Genomic DNA, 26,153 nt, shown 5'->3' with positions numbered 1-26,153 from the left:
GTCCTAAAAAAGGGATGACGTCTACAGTTTTTTCTTTTATACTTAACGTATGAAAACGTTTTAAAGGAGAGTGGGAAAAATGATGACAAAACACCCAATGAATGGCAGAGATCAGTACATGATGATTTCCTTGGAAGAACTTGTCCCAACAGATCACTTGATTCGAAAAGTAGATAAAGCAATCGATTTTACCTTCATTTATCCAATTGTTGAATCAACTTATTCGACCTTAGGTCGACCAAGTATTGATCCTGTGGTTTTAGTCAAAATCGTCTTCATTCAATATCTCTTTGGTATCCGTTCCATGCGTCAAACCATAAAAGAAATAGACACGAATGTCGCTTATCGTTGGTTTTTAGGCTACGATTTCAATGAAACCATTCCACATTTCTCTACCTTTGGAAAAAACTATGTTCGCCGCTTTCGAGAGACCACACTCTTTGAAGATATCTTTGCCTACATACTGGAACAAGCTGTCAAAGCTCGGATGGTTACGGAAGATGTTCTCTATATGGATTCTACTCATATCAAAGCCAATGCAAACAAGCACCATTTTACTAGAGAAATGACCCATATTGAAGCTAAGGCCTATCAATCAGAATTAGAGAAAGAAATTAACGAGGAACGCATCAAGGCAGGAAAGCGTCCTTTTATTTTCCCAACAGAAAGTGAGTTGAAAGAACGGAAAATAAGTAAAGTTGATCCTGAAAGTGGTTATTATGTAAAAGGGGAACGAGAGAAACAATTTGCTTATTCTGCTCATACAGCTTGTGATGAACACGGCTTTATTCTAGATGTTATTGTTACCCCCGGAAACCTTCATGACAGTCAAGTGGCTCCGAATTTAGTGAAAACCGTTTGTCACAAATTTCCCAAAGTACGTGCTGTTGCGGCAGATGCTGGGTATAAAACAGCTACTTTTGTAGAATTTCTCCGACGGAGAAATCTTCGCCCTGTTCTCCCTTATACAAGACCTCGTGGCGATCGAACGCTACTCCCTAAAAAACAATTTGTTTATGATGAATACTACGACTGTTACTTATGCCCAGAAAATAGAGTATTGTCTTTTTCCACCATTACTCGAGAAGGATATCGTGAGTATAAATCCAAAAGTTATATTTGCCAAAACTGTCCTCAATTAACGCAATGCACACGGAGTGAAAGCCACCAAAAGGTCATCACACGTCATGTTTGGAAAAAGGGCTTAGAAGAAGCGGAACATCTTCGACATACCGCGTTTAATCGAGAAACTTATGGCAAACGAAAAGAAACAATTGAGCGAGTTTTTGCGGATGCCAAAGAAAAACACGGAATGCGCTGGACAAAGTATCGAACCTTAGAAAAAGTCGCTGTCCATACGCGGCTGATTTTTGCTGCCATGAATTTGAAAAAGTTAGCCCTATGGGGCTAAAGAAAAGGGCGAGAACCTTTCTTTTTTTGCTCTTTTTTCAGAAATAAATAAAAAATACGTTCAGAATTTCTATTTCTAGAAACCTAAACGTATTTGTCTACAGTCTGAACCATACACTTTTTTGTATAGTTCTTTTTTTGGCTAAATTATTGAAGGCTCTGACTTTTGGGCACCGCTTATTAAGAATTAGAATCTTCAGATAACTTTTCTGTTTGCCGCTTGATTTTGATAGTAAAGATATTGTTGCTATTTCTGACCATTTTCTGTAGATTTTGAAGGAGCAATACGATCCAACTGAATGCGATCATAAATGCTAATAACTCAAAAGCCGTAAGTGATAGATAATGCATCCCTTGAAACAATACACAGACAACTACTAAGACAGCTACGATCAAATAAGAAAATGTAAGAAATTCTTTTGAGACACTTGGCAGCAGCCACTTGATACCGATAATCAAAATGATGATCAAATACACAAGATAGCCAGCTACTTGATTATGAACCCCTTGGAAAGGACCTGTTTCAGTATACGGAAATAATCCTACGGCGCCAAGATCTAACGCAGTCAATGTCAAAAGAATTCGTAAAATAGTTAGACGCTTGCTGTGGGGAATCGCTTTTTGTAGTTCAACAAATAATGTATCGATCAAAGCGACCATCAATAGCGCTGAAAACATCAAGGTAACATTAAACTGCCAACGCTTTGTTGCTTCCATTGTTCCTAAAAAGCTAAAATTATACTGCCACCATTGATGATCACGATTCGTGATCATCGCAAGCAGCACCCCGCCAACAATTACAAAAATCAGCAGATTGGTTAATTTAGAAAGAGTAATAGACAAAGCAGAATAAATCATAAAATAGTTGACCATCCCGACAAAAACAAGAAAAATCATCGTTGCCGTATATTTATCAAAGGTAGCACCAATAAAAACCAGTCCGATCACTTTGAAAAAAACCAATAATGAAAATACTAGAATAACAATAAAAGATAATAAAATTGCTGGAAAATTACGCCAATAGATATTCTTAGATTTTGTCGCTACCTGATTCCGTTTACCTTTTATAAAAAATACTAAAAAGCTGATCACACCACTTGCTACACCTAGGGAAAGAATAAAGTTTGCAATAGAATAAGGGCCAACTAATGCAATTTGAGTCGTATTTGAAATAAAGAAATAAATAAAAAAGAGCAGACTTGTAATTAGCGTTGGGATCAAAAACCAGCGAAGCGAAATCGTTTGATCCCCTGCCGCTTTTACCGTCGGCTCGATCAAGATTTTTTGTTCGTCGATTCTCAATGTTACATCTGATTCTTCTTGTAATTGAAATTCTTTGACTACTTTTTCAGGTAAAGTAATACTAAATCGTTCTTCTTCCATGCTGTTCCCTCCATCAATCACACTATAATAGGTTTCATCATTATTATAGTGTCCTCAAGGATAAAAGCAATCAAAATGAATGCTAGACTGGGAAAGTTTTATACTGCTCTCATTCCATTTTTTATCTGAGCTAAATTTTACGCTTTAAAATATTGATGATCCTCTCTGCTCCCCGTTTATCCCCATAAGGATTGAGCACTTCCGCCATTTTTTGATATTCAAACGGATGATCAAGCAAAAATTGTAATTCCCTTCTGACATCTGCAGTACTTGTTCCAATCAGTTTTGAAGCACCCAATTTAATACCTTCCGGCCGTTCTGTTATATCTCGTAAAACAAGAACTGGTACGCCAAGTGTAGGGGCAACCTCCTGAATGGTACCGGAATCTGTGATAATGATATACGCATTGGCCATCAAATAATAATGAAACTTAACTTCCAGCGGAGTAAATAAATGAACATTGTCTATAGTTGCAAAATAATACTTGGCTCTTTCTTGTGCAAAGGAATCAAGAGGCAGTGGAAAAATGACTTCCAGCAGTTCACTATATTGTTCTGCAATCTGTCTGATTCCTTTAAATGTCCGTTCCATAGGCTTTCCTAAATTTTCTTTTTCATCCATTGTGAATAGAAGAATTTTTTTCCCCTTGATTTTTATATTTTCTACGATCGGATGATGAAAGTCAGTTGGACTCTGTTGTTCTGCTAAAGCAGCGGCAGTATTGCCCGTAATAAAAATCGCTGAGTCTTCATGATTTTCTAAAAGTAAATTGTAGCGATTCATGTCCGTTGACACAAAATAAAAATCGGTCAAAACATCTGTCACCTGGCGATTGATCTCCTCTGGAAACGGCATATACTTCTGCCAAGTTCTAAGGCCAGCGCCAACATGTCCTACTCTGATCTTATGATAGAAAGCTGCTAAACTCATGGCCATCGTTGTTGTCGTTTCACCGTTGATCAACAGGACATCCGGTTGCTCTTTTATCAAAATCGGCGCGAACTTGGACAAAACAGTTGAAACATTTTGCATACGTGTTTCATCATCTTCGATCAATAGCTCATACTTAGGAACTACAGAAAAATAGTCCATTATCTGTTTCAACTCTTCTTTTGGCGAACTAGCTGTAATAACAACAGATAAAAAGTCTTCTGGGTATTTTTTCATCTCGCTGACTACAGGCAGCAGTTTTAGTGCTTCTGCTTTTGTACTGAAAGCAACCATTACTTTTAATTTTACCATCCTACTCTCTCCTCTAGACTTTCTATTCTACAAAGAAACAGAAATGCATTACTTTTTCACTTTTTATTTGGCGGAGCATGACCGTGGAAAAAAACTTCCATGTTATTGATACATTTTTCTACCTGCTTCAAAGATTTGCTTAGCTTCGCTTTTCCACCCTGAACTTCCTTCGCCTCAAATAACAATTGTCGGTCAACTAAAGTAAAATCAAGCGATTGGAATAGAATATTTTCCTCTTCAGTCTGTTTATTAAACTTGCAGGGTTGAATAAACAGACTTATTTGAAAATACATTAGCCCACCCAATAAAATCATTAATAAAGCAGTAAATACTAGACTTTTCACCATCTGATCAACAAATCGGTTTCTTTTGAAAAAAGTGATGATAGAACGTAGAATCCGCTTCATTAAAATCATCTATTATCATTCTCCTTTTGAATGTTTTTACATGAATGACTATCGACGTTCCTACAGCATTTTCTGTTTAGCACAAAACAAGTAGACTGGATATCGTCTATAAAAAGAAAAATTCTAAATCAGCAAAGTAATTATCACTTAAATTCTATCAAATTCAGCCCAGTCACATTCATCAAAAATGGTAAAAATAAGTGCATTATATTCGTTATAATCACCTTAGCATGGTAAGCACATGTTGCTTTCATACTAGATCTTAGATAAAAAAAGACAGCCGATCAGAAAACGGCTGTCTTTTTTTATTATAATTATATCCATCTTTTATGTTTATTAGAAATAATTTTTTCTCTATAGCTTTCATAGCTTGACTGATCTGAAAAAATGATCAAGGCTTATTCTTTCATCAATCACATGCTGTGCTTGTAAAGAATCAATGACAGCAGATAAAGAGTCGCCATTCTTTGAAAAATGAAGTAAATCTGCTTGATAGTCAAGTAAACAAATGAATAGTAGACTCAAAATTGTTGCGAATATGATATCTTTGAGGATTCTATAAAAAATTGATTTATTTTTATAGAATAATATACTTAATCCAACGACCATAAATAGTAAAAGCACTCATTTTTCCTCTCTCTATTCAAAACGCTTTGTACATCATTCAAAAATACTAGTTACTTTACCTTCATACCGTCAAAAAGAAAAAAACTAAAACGACTGTGATCGTACCGATAAAAAGTACGTTCAACTTATTCTTTGGGGAAGAAATAGCTCTCATAATTACCACTCCTTTTCTAATGACTCATCTACATTCATTGTGTGCACTGTTTTTTTCCAATTATTCTGTGGTCTGAACCATGTACAAAAGCCGACAACTTGTGCAAGCATATAGGTTACAGAATTCCAAATGAAACCGACAACTAATCTGAAAAGAAGCTGACATTTAGCCAGTAACGTCTTTTTCTGTTTGAAATAAGGTTTAGCTTCTTGAAAAAAATAGGTACATGGAATGATCAAAAAATTAAAACATTCGATCGTCAACCAAAAATAAAGCAGCGATAATAAATGGGGAAGATAGCCGATCAAACGGTGATCGATACAGACTGCTAATCCTATAAATAAGAAGGCAACTGGCCGAACCATAGAATATGAATAAAACAGTGTTTCTATTTTGCTCAATAACTCTGTCAGGGAAGCCGATTTTACGATCGTTCCAAGTTGCTTCAGTGTTGTCGAAAAAGCTACAAACCAATGACCTTGCGCCCAACGTGTACGCTGAGTGTGGCTTGCCTTAAACGAATTAGGTTTTTCATCATAAACAACGGCAAAGTGATTCCAACCGCTGCGTCTGCCAGCCATCGACAATTCTACCTGTAATTCAAAATCTTCTGTATAACTTCGAGGATTCCAGCCTCTTTCTGCTAGATAGTCTGTGTCCAAAACAAAACCAGTCCCGCCGATCGCTGCATTCCAGCCTAAACGATAATTCGCATACTGCACTGCTCGATTGGTTATAAAGTAAACAGCAGCATAGCCCGATGCAGTCAATGAAGTGGCTACATTTTTGATGCCAAGATATCCTTGGATCACGGAAAACTCTGGATGTGCCGTTAATTGGCTGTTCATTTCTCTTAAAAAATTTCTACTGACAATATTGTCTGCATCGATGAAAGCCATATGATCATACTTTCTCCAATGACCTGTCTCAATGTATTTTGCAATTGCATGCGGCTTCCCTCTCGGCTCATCTGCTGCGGATTGGTTTTCGAGAAGTCCTACATTACCGTAAGCTTTGACGATGTCCGCCGTTTGATCTGTACAATTGTCAGCGATGATCACAATATCAAATAATTCTTTGGCGTAATTTTGCTGCAGCATACTTTCGATCGTTTGCGCGATCACAGCTTCTTCATTATGGGCCGGAACAACAAAAACAAATTTTTTCTGATCTGATACGATCGGATAATCTCTTTTAGGTTTTCTTAATCCAAAAAAGGACAAGCAGGTAAAGTAAATCAAGTTCATAAAAACAATGAACACTAAAACGAGACACACCCATTTTAACGGTAAAAATAGGTAATTGGGTAAAGTAAACATGGTTGCTCCTTTCTGTTTTAAACTCGTTTGACAGCTTACTAACAATCGATGGTTCGATTGTTTACTGATCACTATGAACGTGAATTAGGACAGCTTTTTTCACTGCATCAGTGCAATGTCTTTGAAAAAGCTGACCTGATTCACGTTCAATTGAATAAACCAGTACTAACAACATGAGCTTTGTTCTTTTAATCGATCGCTGAATGAAGTAATCGGTTGCCTTCTTGATCCTCAACGATCACTCGATAAGAATAACTTGCTTGATCAGTGAATTCCTGAGGGATGATCGCTTGAAATGACACATCATCGGAAACTCCTGTTGGTAAGCCCCAAGAAGTCGGAGCTGCGGAAAGTGCTTCTTTTTTATACACGACTGTTCCAGATTTATCCATGATTTCTAGCTGTTTTTCAGTCTTACTGAAATCCAGCTCCGTTTTGAAATACCCTTCAAATACCAGCTGATTTTGTTTATTCCAATACTTATTGAGTAGTTCGATATCTGTGTTCTCATTTTTGATGATCGAAATACTTGGTCGCTGATTCCAAACTTCCGGTTTTACGATATTTCCTTTGATCACAACTTGTTCCAACTCAGCATAATCATCATGAATCGCACCCATCCGGGAAATCTTTTGGTCTAACGTTAATTCTGTTTCATCAAGTGTTATACCGTCCAACATTACTGTCATATAAAGGGTATATCTACCTTGTGACATTTGGCCAAGAATATCGTTATCGATAATGAATTGATACCCATTGTATCTACCAGATTGATACCAATCTGTATTTTGGGCAGTAATGCCTTCGATTCTATTTCCTGAATCAGCTTCGACTAAGCTGACAGTCTTAGTGATACGTGTAGAATCCGATAGATCCCACCCGTCATTTTCAACAAGTCCTTCGTAGACTAGTCCATAATCTTCCCAATATCCTCGTTCAAATTTTGATGTTGTCGGATACTCTTTTTTTGCTACAGTCAACTCTGTCTGCTCACTTGTCTTATCTGCCATATCTTTTTGATGCCCGATGATTTGAACCGTCACAACATCATTTTCTTTTAGATCGACCTCGTCTGCCAGTGTCAATGAATAATCCGTATCAGAAAAGACAGTACTTGATGCTACTTCTATTCCATTGACTCTTGCTAGTAAATCATAGGTCCGACCAAATTCTGTGTCTTGCAGAGAAATATGGCCTTTTAATTGATGCTCATGTTCATATATCGTTTCAAGCGTGGCTTCATTTACGATCCATTCCTCATAATGTGTCGCATCTTCAACGATCTGAGTAGTTGTATCACTAGACTTATCCGCTCTTTGTGGCTGTTTACCTATCACGGTAGCTGTAATTTTATCCCCGGCTGCAAGCTTTACATCTGCTGGTAATTCTACTTCAAACTTTTGTCCAGGCTCGACGTCGATTTCGGATAACCTTTCACCATTGATCTTGGTTTCAATTTTATAGGTACGTTCATAGCTTCTATCTTGTTCGCCGATTTCGCCTGTCAGCACACGGTCAGTATCTGTTACTTCATTTAAAATCGGTGCATTGACCTGCCATTTTTGGTAATCTGTACTATCAACTATAACTGCCTCTGTTTCGGCTGATTTGTCGTCTTTATCATCTTGATGTCCAACCACTTTAGCGATTACTTTGTCATCTACATTCAATGATCGTACACTTGTCTCAAATACATATGGTTTTAAAGAAACATCGATTGCGGACTGTTCAGAAACTAGTTCATCATTCACATAGATCAATAAATCATAATAACGCTGAGCTGTACGATTTTGTACCGGCACCTGCCCTTTGATCTTCGTTGCATTTTCATGAAGTGTTGCGTTTGCTAGCACTGGAGCAAAAACTTCCCACTCATCATAGTCGTCCTCATTTTCTGACCCTACGATCATTTCTGTTACAGTACTAGTTTTATCTGCTTTCCCGTCTTCAAAGCCGATGATCGTTGCTTCGACCTTGTCTCCTTTCGATAATCCTTTTATATAAGGAATCAAAATATCTGTGTCATCTTTGAGATTTTCTTTTTCGTAAATTGTTTTTCCATTAAGTGTTACAAGCAATTTGTACGACCGATTCAATTGATGATTTTGGTTTGGTGTTGAGCCTTGAATAATAAACTCATCTTCATGCGCTTGATTGATTACCGGTGCAGCCACTTCCCAATCTTCCCATGAAATGATGTCTGTTTCATTCACAGCAAATCGCTCATCTGAGTATTTTACATTGATGATGCCATTGCCATTCGTATTTTTTTCTACTCCTTTGACTTTAGCAGAAACCACATCGTTATCTGCTAGATAGTCGCCAAAATCGAATTCCCAGCTGCCATCTTCTTTCATCGCTAACTCTTTATATACTTCGCCATTTACTAGCAATTCGACAGAATAGGTTGTAGGATGCTCATTGCGCTCATCTTGTAGTCCATTCCCATAAAAATAGGCAGGCTCTTCTTCCAATCGATATAAAGTTGTCTCTTCGACAGGATTTTCGATCCATGAATCAAGAATACTTTCTCCGTTGACTACAGAAACGATCGAGCCTTTGCCGCCAATCGTCAACCAGTCAGCAGAGCTGGTACGTGAGCGAATGACATAATCATTTTCTCTTTCTACTAGACGGCCTGTCTCTTTACGCCATTTTCCTAAATCGATGAATAGATCTGTTTCGATCGTTACAGAGCTTAAGCTTGTTGTATAATTCGGTGTTTTATACACGATTTTCTTTCCGTCTTCTTCGTAATTCATCGTCTCAGAATTAAATAATGATACTTTTTTCCCCCAGACATCCTTTTCGATAGATTTTTTTGCACTTCCTAAACCACTGGGACGCGTGACCGTTCCACGAATATATTTTTCAAATCCGGGCGTGCTAAAAAACTCAGCGGTGATTTCTTTGTCCAAAAAGATCTCTTGCTTGTATTGCGCGCTGACACCTGCACTGAATGAAGATTTTCCTTTTGTTTGAATATGTAATACATCTTCATTAGCACTCAATTCTTGAAATGAATCTCTGAAACCTGTATTCAAATTTGCATAAGGAATCGAATCATCTTGTTTTTCTAGAATAGATGTAGCTATTGGTTGAAAATCGTTTTGCTCTTTTGCTGTCTCATTTAATTTTTTTTCGTTTGTTTGTGAATTTTCCATTTCTTTTGCTAAATGATGCGTACTATAAAATAAAGAACCTATAACTGCAATCATCAAGCATGTTTGTTTGGTAAATACTTTTGTATAGAAACGTCTTTTTTTACTCATTTCTGCTCCTCCACTTCTCTCATTTTCACAAACTCATTATAGGAGATAGCATCGTACAATGGAGGTCAAAAATGACAGTTGATTAAACGAACATTTTGATCTTAACCTGTTTTACTTGCTAAAATAAAAAATTTCATTATACTGTAGCATTACCAAACATAATTAACTGAAAAGAGGAAATACCTTTGAATCATTCACCTATTTTTGATAACGGAACACGAATCAAACTGGAACTTTTAACAATTATCGGTAACGCCTCGACCTGGTTTAGTTCTGAAAATCTCTCTATGATGATTTCGATCGAAAAAAAAACCATTTTAAAATATTGTAAAGAACTTGATTCAGATGCAACCAGCTTTAATGACGGCATCACTATCCATATCAATAAAAGCAAAGGCATTTTTTTGGAAAAGAAAGATGAACTTTCTTTAGTGAAATTCAAATTATTTATTATAGAAAACACTTTGGCGGTCAAATTGATGAAACGCCTATTTTTTAATCAGCCTTGTAGTTTGGCCCAATTAGAACAAGAGCTTTTTATTAGCGAATCAACGATCCGCAGAAAAATTCGAACCTTTAAATCTATTGTCGCTGAGCACGATATTTCGATTGCCTATAAGAATAATAACTATGTACTGACAGGTGATGAAGCTCAAATACGGATGTATTCACTGATGGCTTTTTGGATCACGTACAAAGGAAATACTTGGCCATTTCCAACTATTGATGAAAAGAAGATCGTAAAGACGATCGATGCTTTTTTGACGCATCACGGAATAAGCGGAGCTTCGATCAATGAAACAGATAAACGACTGCTGACCTATATTTTTACGATCACAATCATCCGTTATCACTTGGGAAACTCGATAACTTGGCAAGAAAGTTGGGATCCTTATATTCCAACGAATGCTCCTTTTGATTCAGGAAAAGTTCTACAAGATTATTTTTTGCCGAAGGATGAGCTCAATTTCTTTTATTTGATTCTTCAAACTTTCGTGAAAACCTACGATTTCAATGAGATCGGTTCACAAATCATCACCGCACATCAAAACAATCAGACTCAAGCATTTTTAGCCACGGAGCTTTTTTTCTCTAGAATGCAAGAATACTTTGGTTTTACATTAGATGAACGTACAAAACAAAAAACGTATGGCTTTCTTTTGTCCAGTCATCTATTTGCAGATATATTCAAGAGTTTTAAATTAGGGATTAGCGGTGTCGATATCAATCAAGAGGCTAAAGAAAGCTTTCCAACACTTTCCAAAAAACTTTACGCATTCATTGAGGAGCTGGCTAAAACAACTGACCTGCCCTTGTTCCAAGAAAAAGATACATTGCATATGCGGTATATACTGCTCTTTTCAACCTTTGCATCTTTGACTGTTTTTGAACCCGTGATTCGTATTTACTTCGAAAGTGATCTACCTGATTTTTCAGAAAAGATCATAAAAGATACGATCAGTAACATGTTTACGAATTGGTATAATATTTCATTTAATACACAAAGTGATCAACCAAGTGATTTAGTTATTATTACCAGCTCGATGCCAAGGATTCAAAATATCGACTTAGAGGAAAAAGAAGTGCTCTATATTGATTCAACCCTTTCTGTTGACGATTTTTTCACGCTCAATCAAGTACTAAAAAAATTACGGATAAAAAAATCCCTTACGAAGTAAAAAAAACTGCGCAGCTGATTCCATGAATCAACGACACAGTTTTTCTTATTATAGACAAATTATAAAACGCTTTCATTCAAATCCTATCACAATCCGCCTAAACTTGCTAAATAAAAATCCATTGTATAGTAACGATAATCACTTTTAGAATACTTGGATTTCGTATCCTCTAATTGGCTGATCAACTCAAGCCGCTGCGCTTCTGTCACTTCTTCCCAATCTTTCTCGTCTGTTCTACAGTACAATCTAAAGGGTAATTCAACATCCATATGAACTTCCAAAAAGTCTTTTGGCTCTCCTAAGCCATGATATTCAACATCTGTAATGATTTCACCGACATAATTTAAATAGTTTTTGCTCATTTCACCGTACCTCCTAATATTTTTTTAGCCAACAAAAATATTTTTCTTTATATATAAATTGTACTAGAAAACGCTTAAATACTCAACTGATTTTTGCTTCAACTTGATGGATTCATCTATTTTTTCTATAAAAAAGTGTCCGAACAAAACTAGAAAACAGTTTTGTTCGGACACTGGCTCTTAATAAATGTTGGCATAAAATCAGGTTCTTCGGCAATTGCTTTATTCTGATCGCTCAAGCCTAAACGTCTTTGTCTTATCTTCTTGTTATTTCAATCGTTCTGGCATCATCATTTGTAAAAAGCCCCAGACACCATTGCTGATTCTTAATTCTTCTCGATCATAGTGAGATAATTCTGTTCGAATCAATGATTCTTTGTCGTCCAATATTTTTTGCGTCCAATGCGGATCGATCAAAATAGCACGACCAACAGCAACTAAGTCTGTTGTTTCTAATACCGTTTCAACATCTTTTCTTGTCCGAATATCACCTGCTACGATCAATGGTACTCGGTCTCCGACTGTTTCTTTGATATAAGTCAGAATCGTCTTTTCCTTGAACTCTTCACTAACAGAAACTTTTTTATAATCATTGCTTGACATATGCAAATAATCTAGCGGTTTATCAGCTAATCGATCGACTAAATAAAGTGTATCACTTAAACGAATGCCAGGCTCTTCATATTCTTCCGGTGAAAAACGATAGCCGACAATAAAGTCCTTGACACCTGATCGATCCACAACAGAAGTCACACCATCGACTAATTCATTGATAAATTTGAACCGTTTTTCTAATGAACCGCCCCAATCATCTGTCCGTCGATTAGAATGAGGAGAAAAGAATTGTTGAATCAAATAGGTATTCGCTCCATGGATCTCCACGCCATCAAAGCCTGCTTTGATAGCCCGCTCAGTTGCTTTTTTAAATCCTTCTAAAATGTCATAGATTTCCGCTTCTTCCAAAGCTCTTGGTGTTTCAGCATTTGGTCTTTCTGCTGGGATTGCACTTGGCGCCACCGGTTGAACACCTTGTAGTACTTTAGAATCGGTCATGCGACCGCCGTGAAAAATTTGTAAAATAGCTTTGGTTCCATTCTTTTTGATTGCTGCCGCTAATTTTGATAAACCAGGAATAAAGCGATCATCATATACACCTAATTCACCATCCCAGCCTTTACCACCTTCATGAACATTAGCTGCCGCTGTTATAAACGCACCGGCTTCACCCGAACGTAATGCATAATAGTCGATTTCATCATTTGTAACGACTCCATCGAAAAAAGACATTTTCGTTGTCATAGGGGCGATAACGATTCTATTTTTTAAAGTTAATCCTCGTTTAAATGTTAATTTTTCGTCTAAATGATTCATTGTTCTCTCTCCTCTTAAAAAAGTTGTATGCACATGCATGTATTTATAATAAAAGAACGGAGACTAAAATGCAAGTGTTTTGTCTCCTAACTGAAATACTCCTTCAAAATAACATCTACATCCTTTTCGATCGACGTTAGAAGTTTTTTTCCAGCAGTTGTTATTCCTATGTATACCCCACGTTTATCATCTGTACAGGTCTTCTTTCCAATCAATTGTGGTTCTTTTTGCTCCAGCCGATCGATCAGACGAGACAAGGCACTTTGACTTAAACATAAATAATTCCCTAAATCATTTTGGCGCATACGACTACCATGTCGATTTAGCTGATATAACGCGTAATATTCACTAAGCGTTAGATGATTGGTCCTTTTTAACAATTCCTCTAACTGCTTTTCAGCTATAGACTGTTTCTCACGTTCATCCAACCATTGAGAAATCAATGATGTCTCCATGTACTCCCTCCTTACTCAAAGTTTTCAATACAACCTATTCTGCTTGTTTTTGTCTAAAAAGTCAAAGATTAAAAGTCAGAGTAAGGTTGAAAGAGACTGGGAGTAACTCGTAGAGTTAGGTCCCAGTCTCGCCTCAGACTTTTTACTATTATTTCACATTCAAAATCCACATAAATCCAATAAAAACAAAGAACAACGCATACATGATCGGAGAAACTTCTTTCCCGCGTTTTGCAGCTATCATTGTGATCGGGTAAAAAATGAACCCTAATGCGATCCCGTCTGAAATGCTATAAGTCAGGGGCATTCCCAACAAGATCAAGAAGGAAGGAATCGCTATTTCCATTTCTTTCCATTTGATTTGACTTAGTGATTGAGCCATCAAAACACCCACTACGATCAGCGCCGGAGCAGTTACTTGTGAGGTCACGACTGAAAGCAATGGTGAGAAAAATAACCCAACGATAAATAATAGCCCTGTTGTTACGGCTGTCAGTCCTGAACGACCGCCTACAGCAATACCAGCAGAGGACTCAACATAAGCACCAACTGGAGAAGTCCCCAAAAGCGAACCTGCCAGCATCGCAGTAGAATCTGCAGCTAAGGCTTTCCCTACTCTAGGCATTTTGTTGTCTTTCATAAAACCAGCCTGATTAGCCAATCCAACAAGTGTACCTGCTGTATCAAAAAAAGTAACCAGTAAAAACGTCAAAACAACGACCCACAATTGAATCGAATTAATATCACCTACATGCTTTAAAGCTACTAAAAATGTTGGTTTTAAGCTAGGTGCGCCTGAAACCAGTTTATCAGGCATTTGGATCAAACCTGTTATTAGTCCTAAAATCGTTGTTGCTGCCATTCCGATAAAAATACCGCCAGGTACACGGCGAACTAATAATACCGCCGTTACAACTAAACCAAAAATCGTCAGCCAAGTCGTTCCTATATTCAATGGTCCTAACGCAACTAGCGTCGATTCATTCGACACGATGATCCCGCCTTCACTTAGTCCAAGAAACGCAATGAATAAGCCGATACCACCAGAAATGGCATATTTTAAATCTGCTGGTATCGCATCAATGATCAGCTCGCGTAATTTAAATACTGTAATCAAAATAAAAATCAGTGATGCCACAAAAACACCAGCTAAAGCTGTTTCCCAAGGAATCCCCATTCCTACACAAACAGAATAAGAAAAGAACGCATTGATCCCAAGTGCTGGAGCTGTTGCTATTGGATAACGTGCTACTATCCCCATCAAGATACACCCCAAAGCACTAGCTAAAGCTGTTGCAGTAAATACTGCTCCTTCATCCATACCAGAAGCGCCTAAAACGGTCGGATTGACGAACAAGATATAAGCCATTGAAATAAATGTCGTAAACCCAGCCAATACTTCACGCTTAATACTTGTATTTAATTTTTCAATCTCAAAATAGGAAACAATTTTCTCTTTCATTCGTATCCTCCTAAAAAATCTGAACAATAAAATGTTCGTAAAAAATGCATTTTATGAATTACACAACGTGTTTAATCATATAATAAACGAAAGAATAAGTAAATATAAAAGTATAGAATAAAAGAAAGACGAACATTAGAACAATAGTATAGGATTTGTTTTTTTCGATATCATCCTCAAAAAAAGAACCAGAGAGCCTAAATAGCTCTCTGATTCTTTGATATTTTGACCAATTTTAGGACTATTTTTTCTCAAAGCCCATGTCTTTTAATTCTTTTTCACCAGCTTTGAAGCTAGTTCCTGATTTTACGCTGCCAGCAGGTGCATCGTAGGTGATCACTGTCTCTTTTTTAGAGTATTTCACTTTCACATCTTCTAAGTTTGAAGAAGATTTAAACGCTTCTACTACTTGTTCAGAAGCGGCTTCATCTGTGATCATCAGCTTTTCATTGTCAAAGACAGCTTTTGCTGATGCTCCAGTGATCTTGTCGCCTTTGTGCTCAACAATGATCGATACTTCTGTTCCAGCTACAGGTGATTGCGTAAACGTCGTCGTTTCCGCTTTTCCTCCACATGCTACTAAAACCAACAACATTACAAATACTGATATAACCCCTAGAATTTTTTTCATTTGTTCCTCCTTAAATTTTAATTCCAGACTTCATTATATCAAACCGTATCTTAAAATAAAACATAATTATAAAAAAAAGATAATTAATAGATTTAAAAAGTAGCTACTTGTACTTTTAATACGCCTTTGCAAAAATATTTTTTGGATATTGACCGCTAAAATTAGTCCCCATCTGGTCGTCATATTCTGGACTTCCTTTATAGACTAAGCTTCCTGCCATTCCGCCCATCACGCTTCCCGTCGAAGTTTCTGGAAATTCTCCGTTTGGCACTGGTTGTCCTATTGTCATTAGATTTCCATGGATATATTGTTGATCCTCCACACTTTCCGGATCGAATCCATAAAGTCTTGTAACCAACTCTAATGCGCGGGCATAATCTGATCGATTGTATTTCGAATAAAATGCAGTCACCTCTTCTTCTGTAACAGGATTCTCTATGATCTCTGGTTGACTTGCCCGCTCCTCTACTGGTGCAGACGTTTCAGAAGCGGCCATCGTTGTTTCACTTGTCTGCTCTGAGCTTTCAAATGTAGTGGTAGATTCCGCAGAGGTACTAGATAAACTGCTGGATGTTTGAGCAGTGCTTTGAGAGCTAACTGTACTATTTTCACTACTTGCTGTTTCTTTCGTTACTTGATCCACTTTTTGATTCTGACACCCAGCAGCTATCCCAAGTATAGCGATACTGAGTACGCTAATAAATCCCCAACGCTTGTTCCATGTGTTCTTTAATTGACGCTCTGACATCTTTTCTTACTCTCCTTTTTCTTTAGTGTCTCTTATTTGCTGAATAGACAAAATAGCTAATGGTAGATAATTGAAAATGAAACTAATTCGCTGGCACAAACCAATTTTATTCAACAATGGTAATTCATTGGTAGCAGGTATTCGTGCAAGGCCGTAGATCCCTGCACTGACTAAACTGAGTACAAGTAAAAATGAATAATAATGAACAAGCTTTTTGTTGCCTTGCTTTCTATAAACAAGAATCAAAAAAAGAGGAAACAATAAGAACCCAGCATACCCCAACCCAGAACCTATATTATGAACCCACGTTGAAAACGTCCAAGCGCTTTTTTCCGTATCTATACTAAACAACCCAGTAAAAATACAATCGCCTACTCCATAAAATCCTACTGCACCAGTCACTATAAGTGCTAATGGCTTAGAGATCTCAGAAAATCTCTGATAGATTGCTGGCAATGCCAAAACAAAAAACATCCCGGAAATCACTGACCAAACTAAAAACGCTTGGCGAACTGGACTATTCACATCGCCAAAAACACTGATCACCATCGTTAGCTGATTCATTTTTGGATAAAATAAACCTAAAATATAGGGAGTTAAGAAATCACTGATTACGCCCAATAGCAGAAAATACCAGCCAAATTTTTTTAAAAGACTCATTATTATCCTCCATCTTCCTTTTGTCACTCACCTGTTAAAAGACGCTCATCCACCGACGATCTGAGCAAACCCACTATTCAAGTCTGCGTTTTGGGTCGTGGTAAAATAAACTAGATTCTCAGCATTCCCTTGATTTTGTTGTGTAATCAAGACTATTGGCTGACCGTTGAAAATCGTAAATAGATACAGATGGTTATTCATCGTCGCTCCTGTTGTTCCCATATCTGAGTATATCGCTACAACATTGTATACATTATCTGTGAGACCGCTATCCGACCATTGAACAGCTGCTCGACTGCCATTGACCGCAATATTGTTGTTGGCAAATGTACTTGGAAAATTGATTCCATACCAATTTACCTGCATATTAGGTGAATATTCTATATAAGACTGATCCATACTTTGACCCCAACTAGCCATGAACTGAACTAATTCTGTCCGCTTCTCTTGATTCCAAGGTACATTGGGTTCAGACTTTGCCTCTACTTTCTGTGCCTCTTCTATGCTTGATGACTCCTGTACTTTTTCAGTGGTTTCTTTTGTTTCTTCTTTTTTCTTGTATTCGATCGGGTATGTATTTTCTTTAGCTAGCTCTTTGATCATTTCCTGAATATAAGATTTGAACAGCGTTGATCCGCCTTTTATCTCACTTAACTCTGCTAATTTTTCTAAGGATGCTGCGTATTCTTTTTCCTCTTTTGATTCAGTTGCTTCTTTATAGAGACTCACCTGTTTCAGTAAGGCTTGTGCTTCCTTTTCCTTTTTATACTCCAGCGCTAATTGAAATGATGCTTGCGCCTTGGACATATCCTTTTCGATCAAGGCTTCTTTTCCTTTCGCAAGTGCTGAATCGTAGGCTGACGCTTTCACGCTGCTCGTTGTTTCGTTTGTTTTTCCTTTACTTGACTCATTACCGCCGGAACAGCCCGTAACCAATAACAGCAGTACAACTCCCAAAGCAATCTTTTTCATTTGCTCTACTCCTTTTCCTTTACCCCATATTTCTGTCTGATCTTACTGACAATTATACCCAAACTTCCAATGAAAGTAACGCTTAATCACAGACAAAAAAAGAGTGCGGACAAACCTAAAAATCAGTTTTGTTTCGCACTCTAAGAATTAACGACTAGCTTATTTCAAAAGGAGATAAACACTTTGCTCCCAAACTCTTTTCTATGTCTTATTTTAATCAGGTTTTTATTTTTTAGTTGCAGCTATTTTCTGTACTAGAGCCTTTAGTTCATTATTCGCTGTCACACCATCATCTTGTTTTATGCATTGTTCAGAGATAATGAATGAACCACCCACAGCCACGATATGCTCATTTGCGATGTATTCAAGAACATTGTGCTTGTCGATACCGCCGGTTGGTAAAAAGGTCATATCATAAAACGGACCACTCAACGCCTTGATCGCATGAAGACCGCCATAAACATCCGCTGGGAAAAATTTAACGGTCTTAAGACCATACTCTGAAGCTTTTTGAATATCTCCTGGAGTAGCCGTTCCCGGAAATACGGGAATATCTTCTTGTAAACAATACTCGATCACCTCTGGAACGATAGCGGGTGAAACAATGAACTTTGCTCCGCTTGCAACTGCTATTTTGGCTTGCTCGAGCGTTCGAACGGTTCCCGCTCCCACAATCAACTTTCCAGATGCTGCTAAAGTTTGGATTGCTTCTGATGCCAGCTGACTTCGAAATGTAACTTCAATCAGACGAATATCATTTTGAAGTAAAATCTCTTCCAGTTTTGTCAAATAACAACTGTCTGTTGCCGTATACAGCGGCAGCAGTTTCGTTTTCGTTAATTGCTGATACACCTCTTGTGTTATGCTTTTATCCACTTGCCCGCCCCTTTCATTGTCTTAATTACGCTCATTTTTGATGATCGCCTCATGCAATCCTTGTAAATAGCTGATCCCTAATGCCCGATCATATAAGCCATATCCCGGCATTGCAATTTCACCCCATATGGTTCGTCCATGATCCGGTCGAATGACACCATCAAAACCAACCTCTACTAGTGCCTTCATGATTGCATACATATCCAGCGATCCTTCTGTACTTAAATGTGCGGTTTCTTTGAATTTCTTTTCACCCATAAAGCCAACATTACGAAAATGAACAAAATTGATTCGATGCCCAACTTGACGGATCATCTCAACCAAATCATTGTTTGGATCCGCGCCTAAAGAACCCGTGCAAAACGTGATTCCATTGTACGGAGAATCTATGATATCCATAATTCTTTTTAGATCTGATAAATTCTTGGTAATACGCGGAAACCCGAAAATCTCCCAAGGTGGATCGTCCGGATGGATCGCTAACCTGACATCTGCCTCTTCACAAACAGGGATCACTTTCAACAGGAAGTATTTTAGATTTTCAAATAAATCTTCTTCTGTCACACCCTCATAAATTTTGACCAGTCCATCAAATTTCTTTAGCCGTTCTTCTTCCCAGCCAGGTAAACTAAAGCCCTTTGACTGGCTATGGATGAGCTTATACATCTCACTTGGCTCCATTCCATCGACCACAGCCTGATCATAAACAAGAGAAAAACTGCCATCGCTATTTTCATAGGCTAAAGAGGTTTTTGCCCAGCCAAAAATCGGTTTAAAACTGTAGCAAACCATTTTTATGCCGCATTTAGAAAGATTACGAATCGTCTCGATATAATTTTCGATATATTGATCTCGATCAGCCGTGCCAGCCTTGATCGAATCATGGATCGCAACACTTTCGATGCCTAGTAACTCTAATCCGCCTGTTTCTACAGAATTTTTCAACTCCTGAATCTCATCGACTGCCCACACATCTCCCGGCAGTTTATTTAACAGTGTCCCTACAATTCCGTTGATTCCTGGAATTTGTGTTACATGCTGCAGTGGTATCGTGTCTTTTTTTTCACCATACCATCTAAATCCCCACTTCATGGTGCCTCATCTCCCACTCTTTTGACTTTTTATTTGATCAAAACTCATCGTCATCATCATCGGCTTTTGTTTCAATCATCGAAACATGCCAAATCCCTAAGCCATTTTCACCTTGTGCAATGACTGTTTCTGGAATCTGTTCGATCGGCGTCTCTAGTAACTGATGATTGATGGTTTCAAGCAGCATCGGCAAATTAGCCCCGCTGACGATATAGACTTTTTCCTGCATTTCCTTTTCTAATTCTCTGATCGTAAGCAGTGCCTGATTGTATGGGCTCGCACTCACTAAATCAACGAAGACAACAACGCCATTTCCTTGATCAACAAGCTGTATCGCCTGTTTGATTTTTTCTCCAAGTTTTTGAATGTCTTCCCCTTGGTTCAAGCTGACTGTAGCAATATTTTCAGTAGCTCCCATGATTACTTCAGCCGCATCTTTTAAACCAGTGCTTAGCGCACCATGTGTCGCAATAACGATTCCAAGCATTCTTTTGGCTCCTTTCAAAAAGGATTTTTTGCTTTAGTTCGTAAAAAAATCCTTGAGTTGTTTTAGTTTATTTCGATCGATTTCCTTTTGATTCAATGTAGCTTTCTCAAGAAAATATCTTTTTCCGTGCCCCGTTTCACTTACTTTGGCTCCGAAAATGTAACTGATTTTAGGATCACTGCCTTGGTGAGTGATAAATGACTGCTCTGCTTTTTCAGTGACTCGCTGACCAATAAAATGAAGCTCTTCCTGACTGCCGACACAATCTAAATAATAAATCTGCGCTGACGATCGACACGTTTCTTTCAGCAAATTTAATCCTTGATCACCAAAACAACCTTCATCTAAAAAGGCAAATGCCGTTTTAGAATTCGTGTGTGCGGCAATCAGACTTATTAATGCCAAAATAGAAGATGTATTTCGAACCGCGTTTTTTCGACTAGAGAGTCCTTTGGCAAGTTTACTGAACAGAAAAAAGTAAAGGCCATAACACAGGATCGCCACCCATGTAGAAAGTTTTCCTAAATGAAACGCTTCTGTCATGCTATTCATATAAACGACTGTCGTAACCAGCCCCAGTAGTAAAAACAAAGACAAGCTGACTAGAATGAAACGAACGGTTGCCTGTCTTTGCTTGGTTCGATCAAATAGCTGATAAGAGCCAAAACTTCTGAGAGGGGTATCATAATAGGTACAAATGATCCGATCGGCTGTTTCAATATTTCCGACGTAAACATTGCTGGAAATATACTGTTTTTTTTGCTGATATTCGATCACCTGAATATCTTCACGCAGCTTAGCGATATCTGTGACTAATGTAGCTAAAAAACGTTGCTTTTGCTTTTTTGTCCGTCTAACTTTATTAAGGTGCTGATAGTGAAAAATCCAGTCTTCCAGCTGATCGTTTCGTTCCATCTTATGATTCACTTCCCATCCTATCTTGACTCGTTGATCTTTTTTTATAAATTAAATTTTGCCAAAACTTCCTTCAGCATTGATTTAGGTGCTGCAGGTGTAGCTTGAAAATAGATATCTTCCACACCGTAATTTTCATTTAAGTCTTTTAATTTTTCTGCATCCGATCGATTCAAATACACGGATTTGGTGACTAATAAATCTTTCTCTGGATCTTTTTGAGCAATCCCGCCGATATTCAGTTCCTTCATCGGTACGCCATGTGTGACTAGATCATAAATCACACTGATCGTTTTCGTGATCAAAATGCAGTTATATTCTTTAAAATTATACTCATCCCAATAAAATTTGGCTTTATCTGGTGTAATGACGATCGTTTTTTGTCCAGTTCGTCCCCCAGCACTTTTATATAATTCACGCATAAATTTATCTTTCGCAACCACATCATCCACCACAAAAATCGAATTTACACCGCTCTTTTGTGATAACGTCATCATGACTTGTCCATGGATCAAGCGCTCATCTACACGAGCTAAATTGATAACACCCATCTCTATTCACATCCTCTTCTTGTTTTATAAGATCCCAATAGCAGCCAACACGATCAGGATTCCTGTCAGCCACAGCAGGGCTTGTGTCACTTTTAATCCTTTTTTCGTGTAGAACCAGTAAACGCCCATCACCACTGCAAGCGGCAAGATTCCCGGAACGATCTGATCTAAGATATCCTGTATGACAAATTCTCGTCCTGAAATCTTAAATTGCAGTGCAGAGGATACTTTGACATAATTTCCAGCTAAGATTCCCATCATAAATAGTCCCAGTACTGATAAGGTTTCGATCGCATTTTGAACGCCTGAACTTTGCATCAAACCTGTTGCATTACGTCCCATACTGAAGGCCTGACGTGCAAAGAAAACACCTAGGATCGCTTGATACAAAGCAAATGCTACAAATGGGAACAATGCGCCAAGCGCACTCCCTTGTTCAGCCCACGGTACCGCTATAGCAATAAAAATGTATTGCACTGTTCCTGAATCAATGGCATCCCCGATCCCAGCAAGTGCCCCCATCAGCCCAGCTTTCGTGTTATACATCAAATCGTCCTGCATCAAAATTTCCGTGCCCTCATGTTCTTCTTGTGCACGCTGTTGCTCCATGGAAGACATCAGTCCAGTAATGACACCACCGCCCCAGCTTAATTGTGTATTGAAAAAGAGCAGTTGTCTTTTATAGGCTGCTTTTAATTTATCCTCATCTTTATAAAGCTTTCGTAAAATCGGCATCATCGCATAAAGCAGCGAAGGTGCCAGATAGCGTTCAAAAGAATGGGGAATTTCGTTGGCAAAGTGCCATCTAAGATACGCTTTCGTTACATCCTTTTTCGTGATTTCCTCAGGCGCAAGATTTGTACTTTTGTTGATCTCTGTCATTTTATTCCCTCCTATTTCCATTAGAATCCATCATCGTAATCGTCATCATCGTCATCTGAAAAAGTTGCTGCTTCTCCATTACTGCTTTGAGCAACTGGTGCATTCTTACCTTTTTGAGATTGAACAAAAATCAGTGCGATCAATACGCCGAAAATCGCATAAGTCACCATTGTAACTTCCAAGGATTTGAATACGATGCTGATGAAATAAGCCAGAAAGAAAAAGACCATATAATCTTTGCGTCCAATGACATAAATCGTCGTCGCAATACCAATGGCCGCTAAACCGCCGCCGACAACTTCTAATACGTGGATCACGACAGTACCTTCAAGTGCAGTGATCACATCAGCGATCACAGGAGCGCCAAAGTAAAGTGCAACAAAAACTAATGGTACAAATAGAGTAAATGACGCAATCGTCGGATACATGATCACTGAGCGGGAAATGGCTTTAGGATTTAAGTCTTCTACTGCTTTATCCGTATATTTCCCTAAAAATGTATTAATAAAGAATCTAAATTGATACAAATAACTGCCCAACAAACCAACAGGAACTGCCACAGCGATCGCTGCTTCAGGTGTTAAATTTCCTAACAATGCGACTGGAACAGCGATTGCCGCTGCAATAGAAGGCTCTGCCGGCATTGACCCTCCTGGTGAGAAAACACCCATATAAATCATTTGCAAAGCCGCTGTTACGATCATTGCCTGCGCAACATCTCCCATCACTAACCCAACGATCAGCCCTGTCATCAAAGGCGAGAATCGTAAGGTAAGAGTCGCTCCTCCCCCTAACCATCTTGACATGACCGCCGCTGTCCACAATGCGATCAAGAAACTTTGCATCACACTTAATGTTTCCATATGTCCTCCTTCTATTCCCTTTTTTCTTTTATATATTCTTCCAGCGACAGCAATGCATTTTTCAATGAAGATCGAGTGGTCGTTACAGGAATCAGATGAACCTTTTCCTTAGAATCAATAAATTCAATAATCTCATCGATCACACTTTCCTCAGGATAAATGCCCATTTGCTGTAAAGATACTGGTAGTTTCAACGCTTGATAAAACGGCAGCAGTTGATCGATCAGGTGCCATTTCTCTTCTAATGCCAATTGATAAAAGATCCCATATGCGACTTTTTCACCATGTAAAAACGGATGACTTTCAGGAATATATTTGCTCATACCGTCATGCATTGCATGCGCCGCTGCATTTCTAGCATATTTATCCCCTAACCCGCCAACCATTCCAGCTACTGCAAAAATGATTTCTGATAAGTGAACAAATTCTTCTGAAAGAACGCCTTCCTTCATATCTTCGATTGCCTTGACCGAATCCTGCATGATAGCCTCTTTACACAATTTTGCTGTGAAAGCCGCAAGCTGTAAAAAAGGCTCATTTTTCAAATGCTCCTGTTGTAAAATCGCGTCTGATTCATACCACTTGGCTAACGTATCTGCTAATCCTGCGATAAAATAATCGACAGGAGCATCGATCACTAGTCTTGGATCAGTAATCAAAAATGCCGCTTGTCTTAAATAGTGTTCTGTTTTTCCCTCTGCTTCTCCAGATTCTTTATACATAACAGATAACGGTGTCCACGGCGCGCAATTACTTGCCAACGTAGGGATCAAGCCAAAATCAAGATCGAGCAAATGTGCTGCATACCCTACTAAATCCGCCAACTTTCCCCCGCCTACTCCAATGATAAAATCAATATCAGCAGCTTTCGACAACTCTACGATCCTATCGGCGCTATAATAACTGCATTCTCCTGAATATCGATGATAGGTAAACGCATACTTCGCACGCTCAACAAAGCTCAGATAGGTTTTCGCTTTTTCCCATGACACCGTTCCGTGAACGATCAAAATCTTTTTAGCCTCATATTCTTCCAACACATCTGGTACTTTTTCAAGCGCATCTTCATGATATTCGTAAAACTGCGGACCAACTTTTACCTTTAGATCATTTAACATCTTATTCACTCCTATTCATTAAACAGTCACATGGCTGTGTGCTTGAACAGTTCGTTCCGGTAATCTGCCTGCTACAACATCTTCAACATCCCGTACACATTTTTCGCCCATCGCTTCAAGACATTCCATCGTATACGCAGAGGTATGCGGCGTCATGACAACATTTTCCAACATTAAATAGGGATGATCTTTACGCCCTGGTTCTTCTTCTAAAACATCTGTGGCAAAGCCGGCGATCTTCCCGCTTTTTAAACCGTTTACAATCGCATCTTCATCAACTAAAGCTCCTCTTGCGCTATTTGATATATATACATTGTCTTTCATTTTTTCGATTTCTTTATACGAAATCATATGATAATTATCCTCCGTGAGGTTCGCGCATAAACAAATGATATCTGCAGATGTCAAAAGCTCTTCAAGTTCAACTTTTTTAGCGCCATAGCTTTGAATATGTCGCTCTGATTTGTATGGATCATATGCTAGCACTTCACAACGAAAACCATTCCTGACGATTTCAACCACTGCACTGCCCGTATTCCCAACTCCGATCACACCGACCGTTTTGTTAAACAATGTCCGTCCGACAAATCGTGCCCGATTCTCCCATAGATCTTCCCTAACGCTTAGATCCGCTTCCACCGTTCGTCGTAAAATCGTCATCAAATTCGTCACATTATTTTCGGCTACTGCATCACGTTCGACTAATGCAGGAATGATCGAAACAATCGTATGATGCTTTTCTGCCGCAACAATATCTATGTTGTTATAGCCGATGCCATGTCTGGAAATCAATAATAGCTCATCTTTATGTTCAAAAAATTCCTCTGTAAAAAACGGGGTAACACTAGCAATAATAACGTTGAATCCTTGAAGAACCTTTGCTAATTCACGACCAGAAATTTCAGAATCGACTGTTACATATTCAACCTTGCCAATTGCTTCTAAACGCTTGATATGATCTGGAAAAACTTTTCCAAAACTACTGGAATTAACAATTGCAATCGTAAACTTTGACATGCTCTCACTCCTTTTACGGCTTCTACAGTATTCACTGTACTGTATCAACTGCTTTCTTTTGGAAAAATAAGCACGCTTTTTACTATCGATAGTTTTTGAAACAAAGCGTATTCAGTTAAACGTTTTTATTTTCCGTACTGAACACCTAAATAGTACTTCTTAAAAAAAATTATGTAAAGGTTTGCAACAAATAAAAA

At 38.2% G+C, this 26,153-nt stretch carries 24 protein-coding genes; 2 read left to right on the top strand and 22 right to left on the bottom strand.

Translation table 11 applies throughout. The features are described from left to right. Positions 1 to 79: 79 nt before the first annotated feature. The gene (locus IGI58_RS10265; RefSeq protein ID WP_429952958.1) at positions 80 to 1,411 is read left to right on the top strand and encodes an IS1182 family transposase; all 1,332 of its coding nucleotides are present in this window, start codon (positions 80 to 82) and stop codon (positions 1,409 to 1,411) included. Between the two features lie 179 nt (positions 1,412 to 1,590). Here IGI58_RS10265 and IGI58_RS10260 read toward each other — a convergent pair whose 3' ends face one another. From IGI58_RS10260 to IGI58_RS10240, 5 genes are all read right to left on the bottom strand, one after another. Next, the gene (locus IGI58_RS10260) at positions 1,591 to 2,793 is read right to left on the bottom strand and encodes an AbrB/MazE/SpoVT family DNA-binding domain-containing protein (protein ID WP_429953499.1); all 1,203 of its coding nucleotides are present in this window, start codon (positions 2,791 to 2,793) and stop codon (positions 1,591 to 1,593) included. A 130-nt stretch (positions 2,794 to 2,923) separates the two neighbouring features. Continuing rightward, the gene (wecB, locus tag IGI58_RS10255; RefSeq protein ID WP_429953500.1) at positions 2,924 to 4,036 is read right to left on the bottom strand and encodes a non-hydrolyzing UDP-N-acetylglucosamine 2-epimerase; all 1,113 of its coding nucleotides are present in this window, start codon (positions 4,034 to 4,036) and stop codon (positions 2,924 to 2,926) included. Between the two features lie 56 nt (positions 4,037 to 4,092). Further along, positions 4,093 to 4,452, bottom strand: coding sequence for a hypothetical protein (locus IGI58_RS10250; RefSeq protein ID WP_429953501.1), 360 nt, complete (start codon positions 4,450 to 4,452; stop codon positions 4,093 to 4,095). Positions 4,453 to 5,226: 774 nt separating this feature from the next. Continuing rightward, entirely contained in the window at positions 5,227 to 6,543 is a 1,317-nt protein-coding gene (locus tag IGI58_RS10245) for a glycosyltransferase family 2 protein (RefSeq protein ID WP_225533431.1), read from the bottom strand. 188 nt (positions 6,544 to 6,731) lie between these two features. Then, complete coding sequence (locus tag IGI58_RS10240; protein WP_429953502.1) at positions 6,732 to 9,815, bottom strand: hypothetical protein; 3,084 nt, start codon at positions 9,813 to 9,815, stop codon at positions 6,732 to 6,734. Positions 9,816 to 10,000: 185 nt separating this feature from the next. Here IGI58_RS10240 and IGI58_RS10235 point away from each other — a divergent pair, with 185 nt between their 5' ends. Next, positions 10,001 to 11,494, top strand: coding sequence for a helix-turn-helix domain-containing protein (locus IGI58_RS10235; RefSeq protein WP_429953503.1), 1,494 nt, complete (start codon positions 10,001 to 10,003; stop codon positions 11,492 to 11,494). Positions 11,495 to 11,580: 86 nt separating this feature from the next. Here IGI58_RS10235 and IGI58_RS10230 read toward each other — a convergent pair whose 3' ends face one another. The 17 genes from IGI58_RS10230 to IGI58_RS10150 all read right to left on the bottom strand — a co-directional run bounded on the left by IGI58_RS10230 (position 11,581) and on the right by IGI58_RS10150 (position 25,956). Continuing rightward, positions 11,581 to 11,856 (bottom strand): hypothetical protein, encoded by a 276-nt coding sequence (locus IGI58_RS10230; RefSeq protein WP_087640735.1) that lies wholly within the window; start codon positions 11,854 to 11,856, stop codon positions 11,581 to 11,583. A gap of 267 nt (positions 11,857 to 12,123) precedes the next feature. Further along, complete coding sequence (locus tag IGI58_RS10225; RefSeq protein ID WP_429953504.1) at positions 12,124 to 13,227, bottom strand: NADH-dependent flavin oxidoreductase; 1,104 nt, start codon at positions 13,225 to 13,227, stop codon at positions 12,124 to 12,126. An 86-nt stretch (positions 13,228 to 13,313) separates the two neighbouring features. Continuing rightward, entirely contained in the window at positions 13,314 to 13,682 is a 369-nt protein-coding gene (locus IGI58_RS10220; protein WP_087640733.1) for a MarR family winged helix-turn-helix transcriptional regulator, read from the bottom strand. 148 nt (positions 13,683 to 13,830) lie between these two features. Next, positions 13,831 to 15,144: an NCS2 family permease gene (locus IGI58_RS10215; protein ID WP_429953506.1), complete on the bottom strand. Its 1,314-nt coding sequence runs from the start codon at positions 15,142 to 15,144 to the stop codon at positions 13,831 to 13,833. A gap of 241 nt (positions 15,145 to 15,385) precedes the next feature. After that, the gene (locus tag IGI58_RS10210; protein WP_429953507.1) at positions 15,386 to 15,775 is read right to left on the bottom strand and encodes a hypothetical protein; all 390 of its coding nucleotides are present in this window, start codon (positions 15,773 to 15,775) and stop codon (positions 15,386 to 15,388) included. Positions 15,776 to 15,890: 115 nt separating this feature from the next. Continuing rightward, on the bottom strand, positions 15,891 to 16,523 hold the full coding sequence (locus tag IGI58_RS10205) for a hypothetical protein (protein ID WP_429953508.1): 633 nt from the start codon (positions 16,521 to 16,523) through the stop codon (positions 15,891 to 15,893). A 6-nt stretch (positions 16,524 to 16,529) separates the two neighbouring features. Further along, positions 16,530 to 17,183 (bottom strand): DUF998 domain-containing protein, encoded by a 654-nt coding sequence (locus tag IGI58_RS10200; protein WP_429953509.1) that lies wholly within the window; start codon positions 17,181 to 17,183, stop codon positions 16,530 to 16,532. A 45-nt stretch (positions 17,184 to 17,228) separates the two neighbouring features. Beyond that, positions 17,229 to 18,155: a DUF4767 domain-containing protein gene (locus IGI58_RS10195; RefSeq protein ID WP_429953510.1), complete on the bottom strand. Its 927-nt coding sequence runs from the start codon at positions 18,153 to 18,155 to the stop codon at positions 17,229 to 17,231. 225 nt (positions 18,156 to 18,380) lie between these two features. Beyond that, on the bottom strand, positions 18,381 to 19,031 hold the full coding sequence (locus IGI58_RS10190) for a bifunctional 4-hydroxy-2-oxoglutarate aldolase/2-dehydro-3-deoxy-phosphogluconate aldolase (RefSeq protein WP_429953511.1): 651 nt from the start codon (positions 19,029 to 19,031) through the stop codon (positions 18,381 to 18,383). A 21-nt stretch (positions 19,032 to 19,052) separates the two neighbouring features. After that, positions 19,053 to 20,123: a mannonate dehydratase gene (uxuA, locus tag IGI58_RS10185; RefSeq protein WP_225533421.1), complete on the bottom strand. Its 1,071-nt coding sequence runs from the start codon at positions 20,121 to 20,123 to the stop codon at positions 19,053 to 19,055. Positions 20,124 to 20,160: 37 nt separating this feature from the next. Next, positions 20,161 to 20,610, bottom strand: a complete 450-nt coding sequence (locus IGI58_RS10180; RefSeq protein ID WP_429953512.1) for a PTS sugar transporter subunit IIA — start codon at positions 20,608 to 20,610, stop codon at positions 20,161 to 20,163. Between the two features lie 33 nt (positions 20,611 to 20,643). Beyond that, complete coding sequence (locus IGI58_RS10175) at positions 20,644 to 21,537, bottom strand: hypothetical protein (protein ID WP_429953513.1); 894 nt, start codon at positions 21,535 to 21,537, stop codon at positions 20,644 to 20,646. Between the two features lie 32 nt (positions 21,538 to 21,569). Next, positions 21,570 to 22,076, bottom strand: a complete 507-nt coding sequence (locus tag IGI58_RS10170; protein ID WP_429953514.1) for a PTS system mannose/fructose/N-acetylgalactosamine-transporter subunit IIB — start codon at positions 22,074 to 22,076, stop codon at positions 21,570 to 21,572. Positions 22,077 to 22,100: 24 nt separating this feature from the next. Next, a complete protein-coding gene (locus tag IGI58_RS10165) occupies positions 22,101 to 22,958 on the bottom strand; it encodes a PTS system mannose/fructose/sorbose family transporter subunit IID (protein WP_087640722.1) in 858 nt (285 codons plus the stop codon). Between the two features lie 20 nt (positions 22,959 to 22,978). Next, on the bottom strand, positions 22,979 to 23,821 hold the full coding sequence (locus tag IGI58_RS10160; protein ID WP_429953515.1) for a PTS mannose/fructose/sorbose/N-acetylgalactosamine transporter subunit IIC: 843 nt from the start codon (positions 23,819 to 23,821) through the stop codon (positions 22,979 to 22,981). Between the two features lie 11 nt (positions 23,822 to 23,832). Then, positions 23,833 to 24,939: an iron-containing alcohol dehydrogenase family protein gene (locus IGI58_RS10155; protein WP_429953516.1), complete on the bottom strand. Its 1,107-nt coding sequence runs from the start codon at positions 24,937 to 24,939 to the stop codon at positions 23,833 to 23,835. A gap of 18 nt (positions 24,940 to 24,957) precedes the next feature. Further along, a complete protein-coding gene (locus IGI58_RS10150; protein WP_429953517.1) occupies positions 24,958 to 25,956 on the bottom strand; it encodes a D-isomer specific 2-hydroxyacid dehydrogenase family protein in 999 nt (332 codons plus the stop codon). Positions 25,957 to 26,153: the final 197 nt, after the last annotated feature.

The organism is Enterococcus sp. AZ020 (assembly GCF_050499205.1).
Lineage (GTDB): Bacteria > Bacillota > Bacilli > Lactobacillales > Enterococcaceae > Enterococcus_L > Enterococcus_L dunnyi.
The sequence above is the reverse complement of the archived record's forward strand: the minus strand, read 5'-3'. Positions and strand labels throughout refer to the sequence as shown.

What these genes read in the sequence shown, in the direction of transcription:
- IGI58_RS10160 (WP_429953515.1), bottom strand. Translation starts at nt 23,821, where the DNA reads ATGGAAACATTAAGTGTGATGCAAAGTTTCTTGATCGCATTGTGGACA.
- uxuA (WP_225533421.1), bottom strand. Translation starts at nt 20,123, where the DNA reads ATGAAGTGGGGATTTAGATGGTATGGTGAAAAAAAAGACACGATACCA.
- IGI58_RS10210 (WP_429953507.1), bottom strand. Translation starts at nt 15,775, where the DNA reads ATGAAAAAAATTCTAGGGGTTATATCAGTATTTGTAATGTTGTTGGTT.
- IGI58_RS10220 (WP_087640733.1), bottom strand. Translation starts at nt 13,682, where the DNA reads ATGGAGACATCATTGATTTCTCAATGGTTGGATGAACGTGAGAAACAG.
- IGI58_RS10225 (WP_429953504.1), bottom strand. Translation starts at nt 13,227, where the DNA reads ATGAATCATTTAGACGAAAAATTAACATTTAAACGAGGATTAACTTTA.
- IGI58_RS10150 (WP_429953517.1), bottom strand. Translation starts at nt 25,956, where the DNA reads ATGTCAAAGTTTACGATTGCAATTGTTAATTCCAGTAGTTTTGGAAAA.
- IGI58_RS10155 (WP_429953516.1), bottom strand. Translation starts at nt 24,939, where the DNA reads ATGTTAAATGATCTAAAGGTAAAAGTTGGTCCGCAGTTTTACGAATAT.
- IGI58_RS10180 (WP_429953512.1), bottom strand. Translation starts at nt 20,610, where the DNA reads ATGCTTGGAATCGTTATTGCGACACATGGTGCGCTAAGCACTGGTTTA.
- IGI58_RS10230 (WP_087640735.1), bottom strand. Translation starts at nt 11,856, where the DNA reads ATGAGCAAAAACTATTTAAATTATGTCGGTGAAATCATTACAGATGTT.
- IGI58_RS10215 (WP_429953506.1), bottom strand. Translation starts at nt 15,144, where the DNA reads ATGAAAGAGAAAATTGTTTCCTATTTTGAGATTGAAAAATTAAATACA.
- IGI58_RS10200 (WP_429953509.1), bottom strand. Translation starts at nt 17,183, where the DNA reads ATGAGTCTTTTAAAAAAATTTGGCTGGTATTTTCTGCTATTGGGCGTA.
- IGI58_RS10260 (WP_429953499.1), bottom strand. Translation starts at nt 2,793, where the DNA reads ATGGAAGAAGAACGATTTAGTATTACTTTACCTGAAAAAGTAGTCAAA.
- IGI58_RS10240 (WP_429953502.1), bottom strand. Translation starts at nt 9,815, where the DNA reads ATGAGTAAAAAAAGACGTTTCTATACAAAAGTATTTACCAAACAAACA.
- IGI58_RS10245 (WP_225533431.1), bottom strand. Translation starts at nt 6,543, where the DNA reads ATGTTTACTTTACCCAATTACCTATTTTTACCGTTAAAATGGGTGTGT.
- IGI58_RS10265 (WP_429952958.1), top strand. Translation starts at nt 80, where the DNA reads ATGATGACAAAACACCCAATGAATGGCAGAGATCAGTACATGATGATT.
- IGI58_RS10170 (WP_429953514.1), bottom strand. Translation starts at nt 22,076, where the DNA reads ATGGGTGTTATCAATTTAGCTCGTGTAGATGAGCGCTTGATCCATGGA.
- wecB (WP_429953500.1), bottom strand. Translation starts at nt 4,036, where the DNA reads ATGGTAAAATTAAAAGTAATGGTTGCTTTCAGTACAAAAGCAGAAGCA.
- IGI58_RS10195 (WP_429953510.1), bottom strand. Translation starts at nt 18,155, where the DNA reads ATGAAAAAGATTGCTTTGGGAGTTGTACTGCTGTTATTGGTTACGGGC.
- IGI58_RS10250 (WP_429953501.1), bottom strand. Translation starts at nt 4,452, where the DNA reads ATGATTTTAATGAAGCGGATTCTACGTTCTATCATCACTTTTTTCAAA.
- IGI58_RS10205 (WP_429953508.1), bottom strand. Translation starts at nt 16,523, where the DNA reads ATGTCAGAGCGTCAATTAAAGAACACATGGAACAAGCGTTGGGGATTT.
- IGI58_RS10165 (WP_087640722.1), bottom strand. Translation starts at nt 22,958, where the DNA reads ATGACAGAGATCAACAAAAGTACAAATCTTGCGCCTGAGGAAATCACG.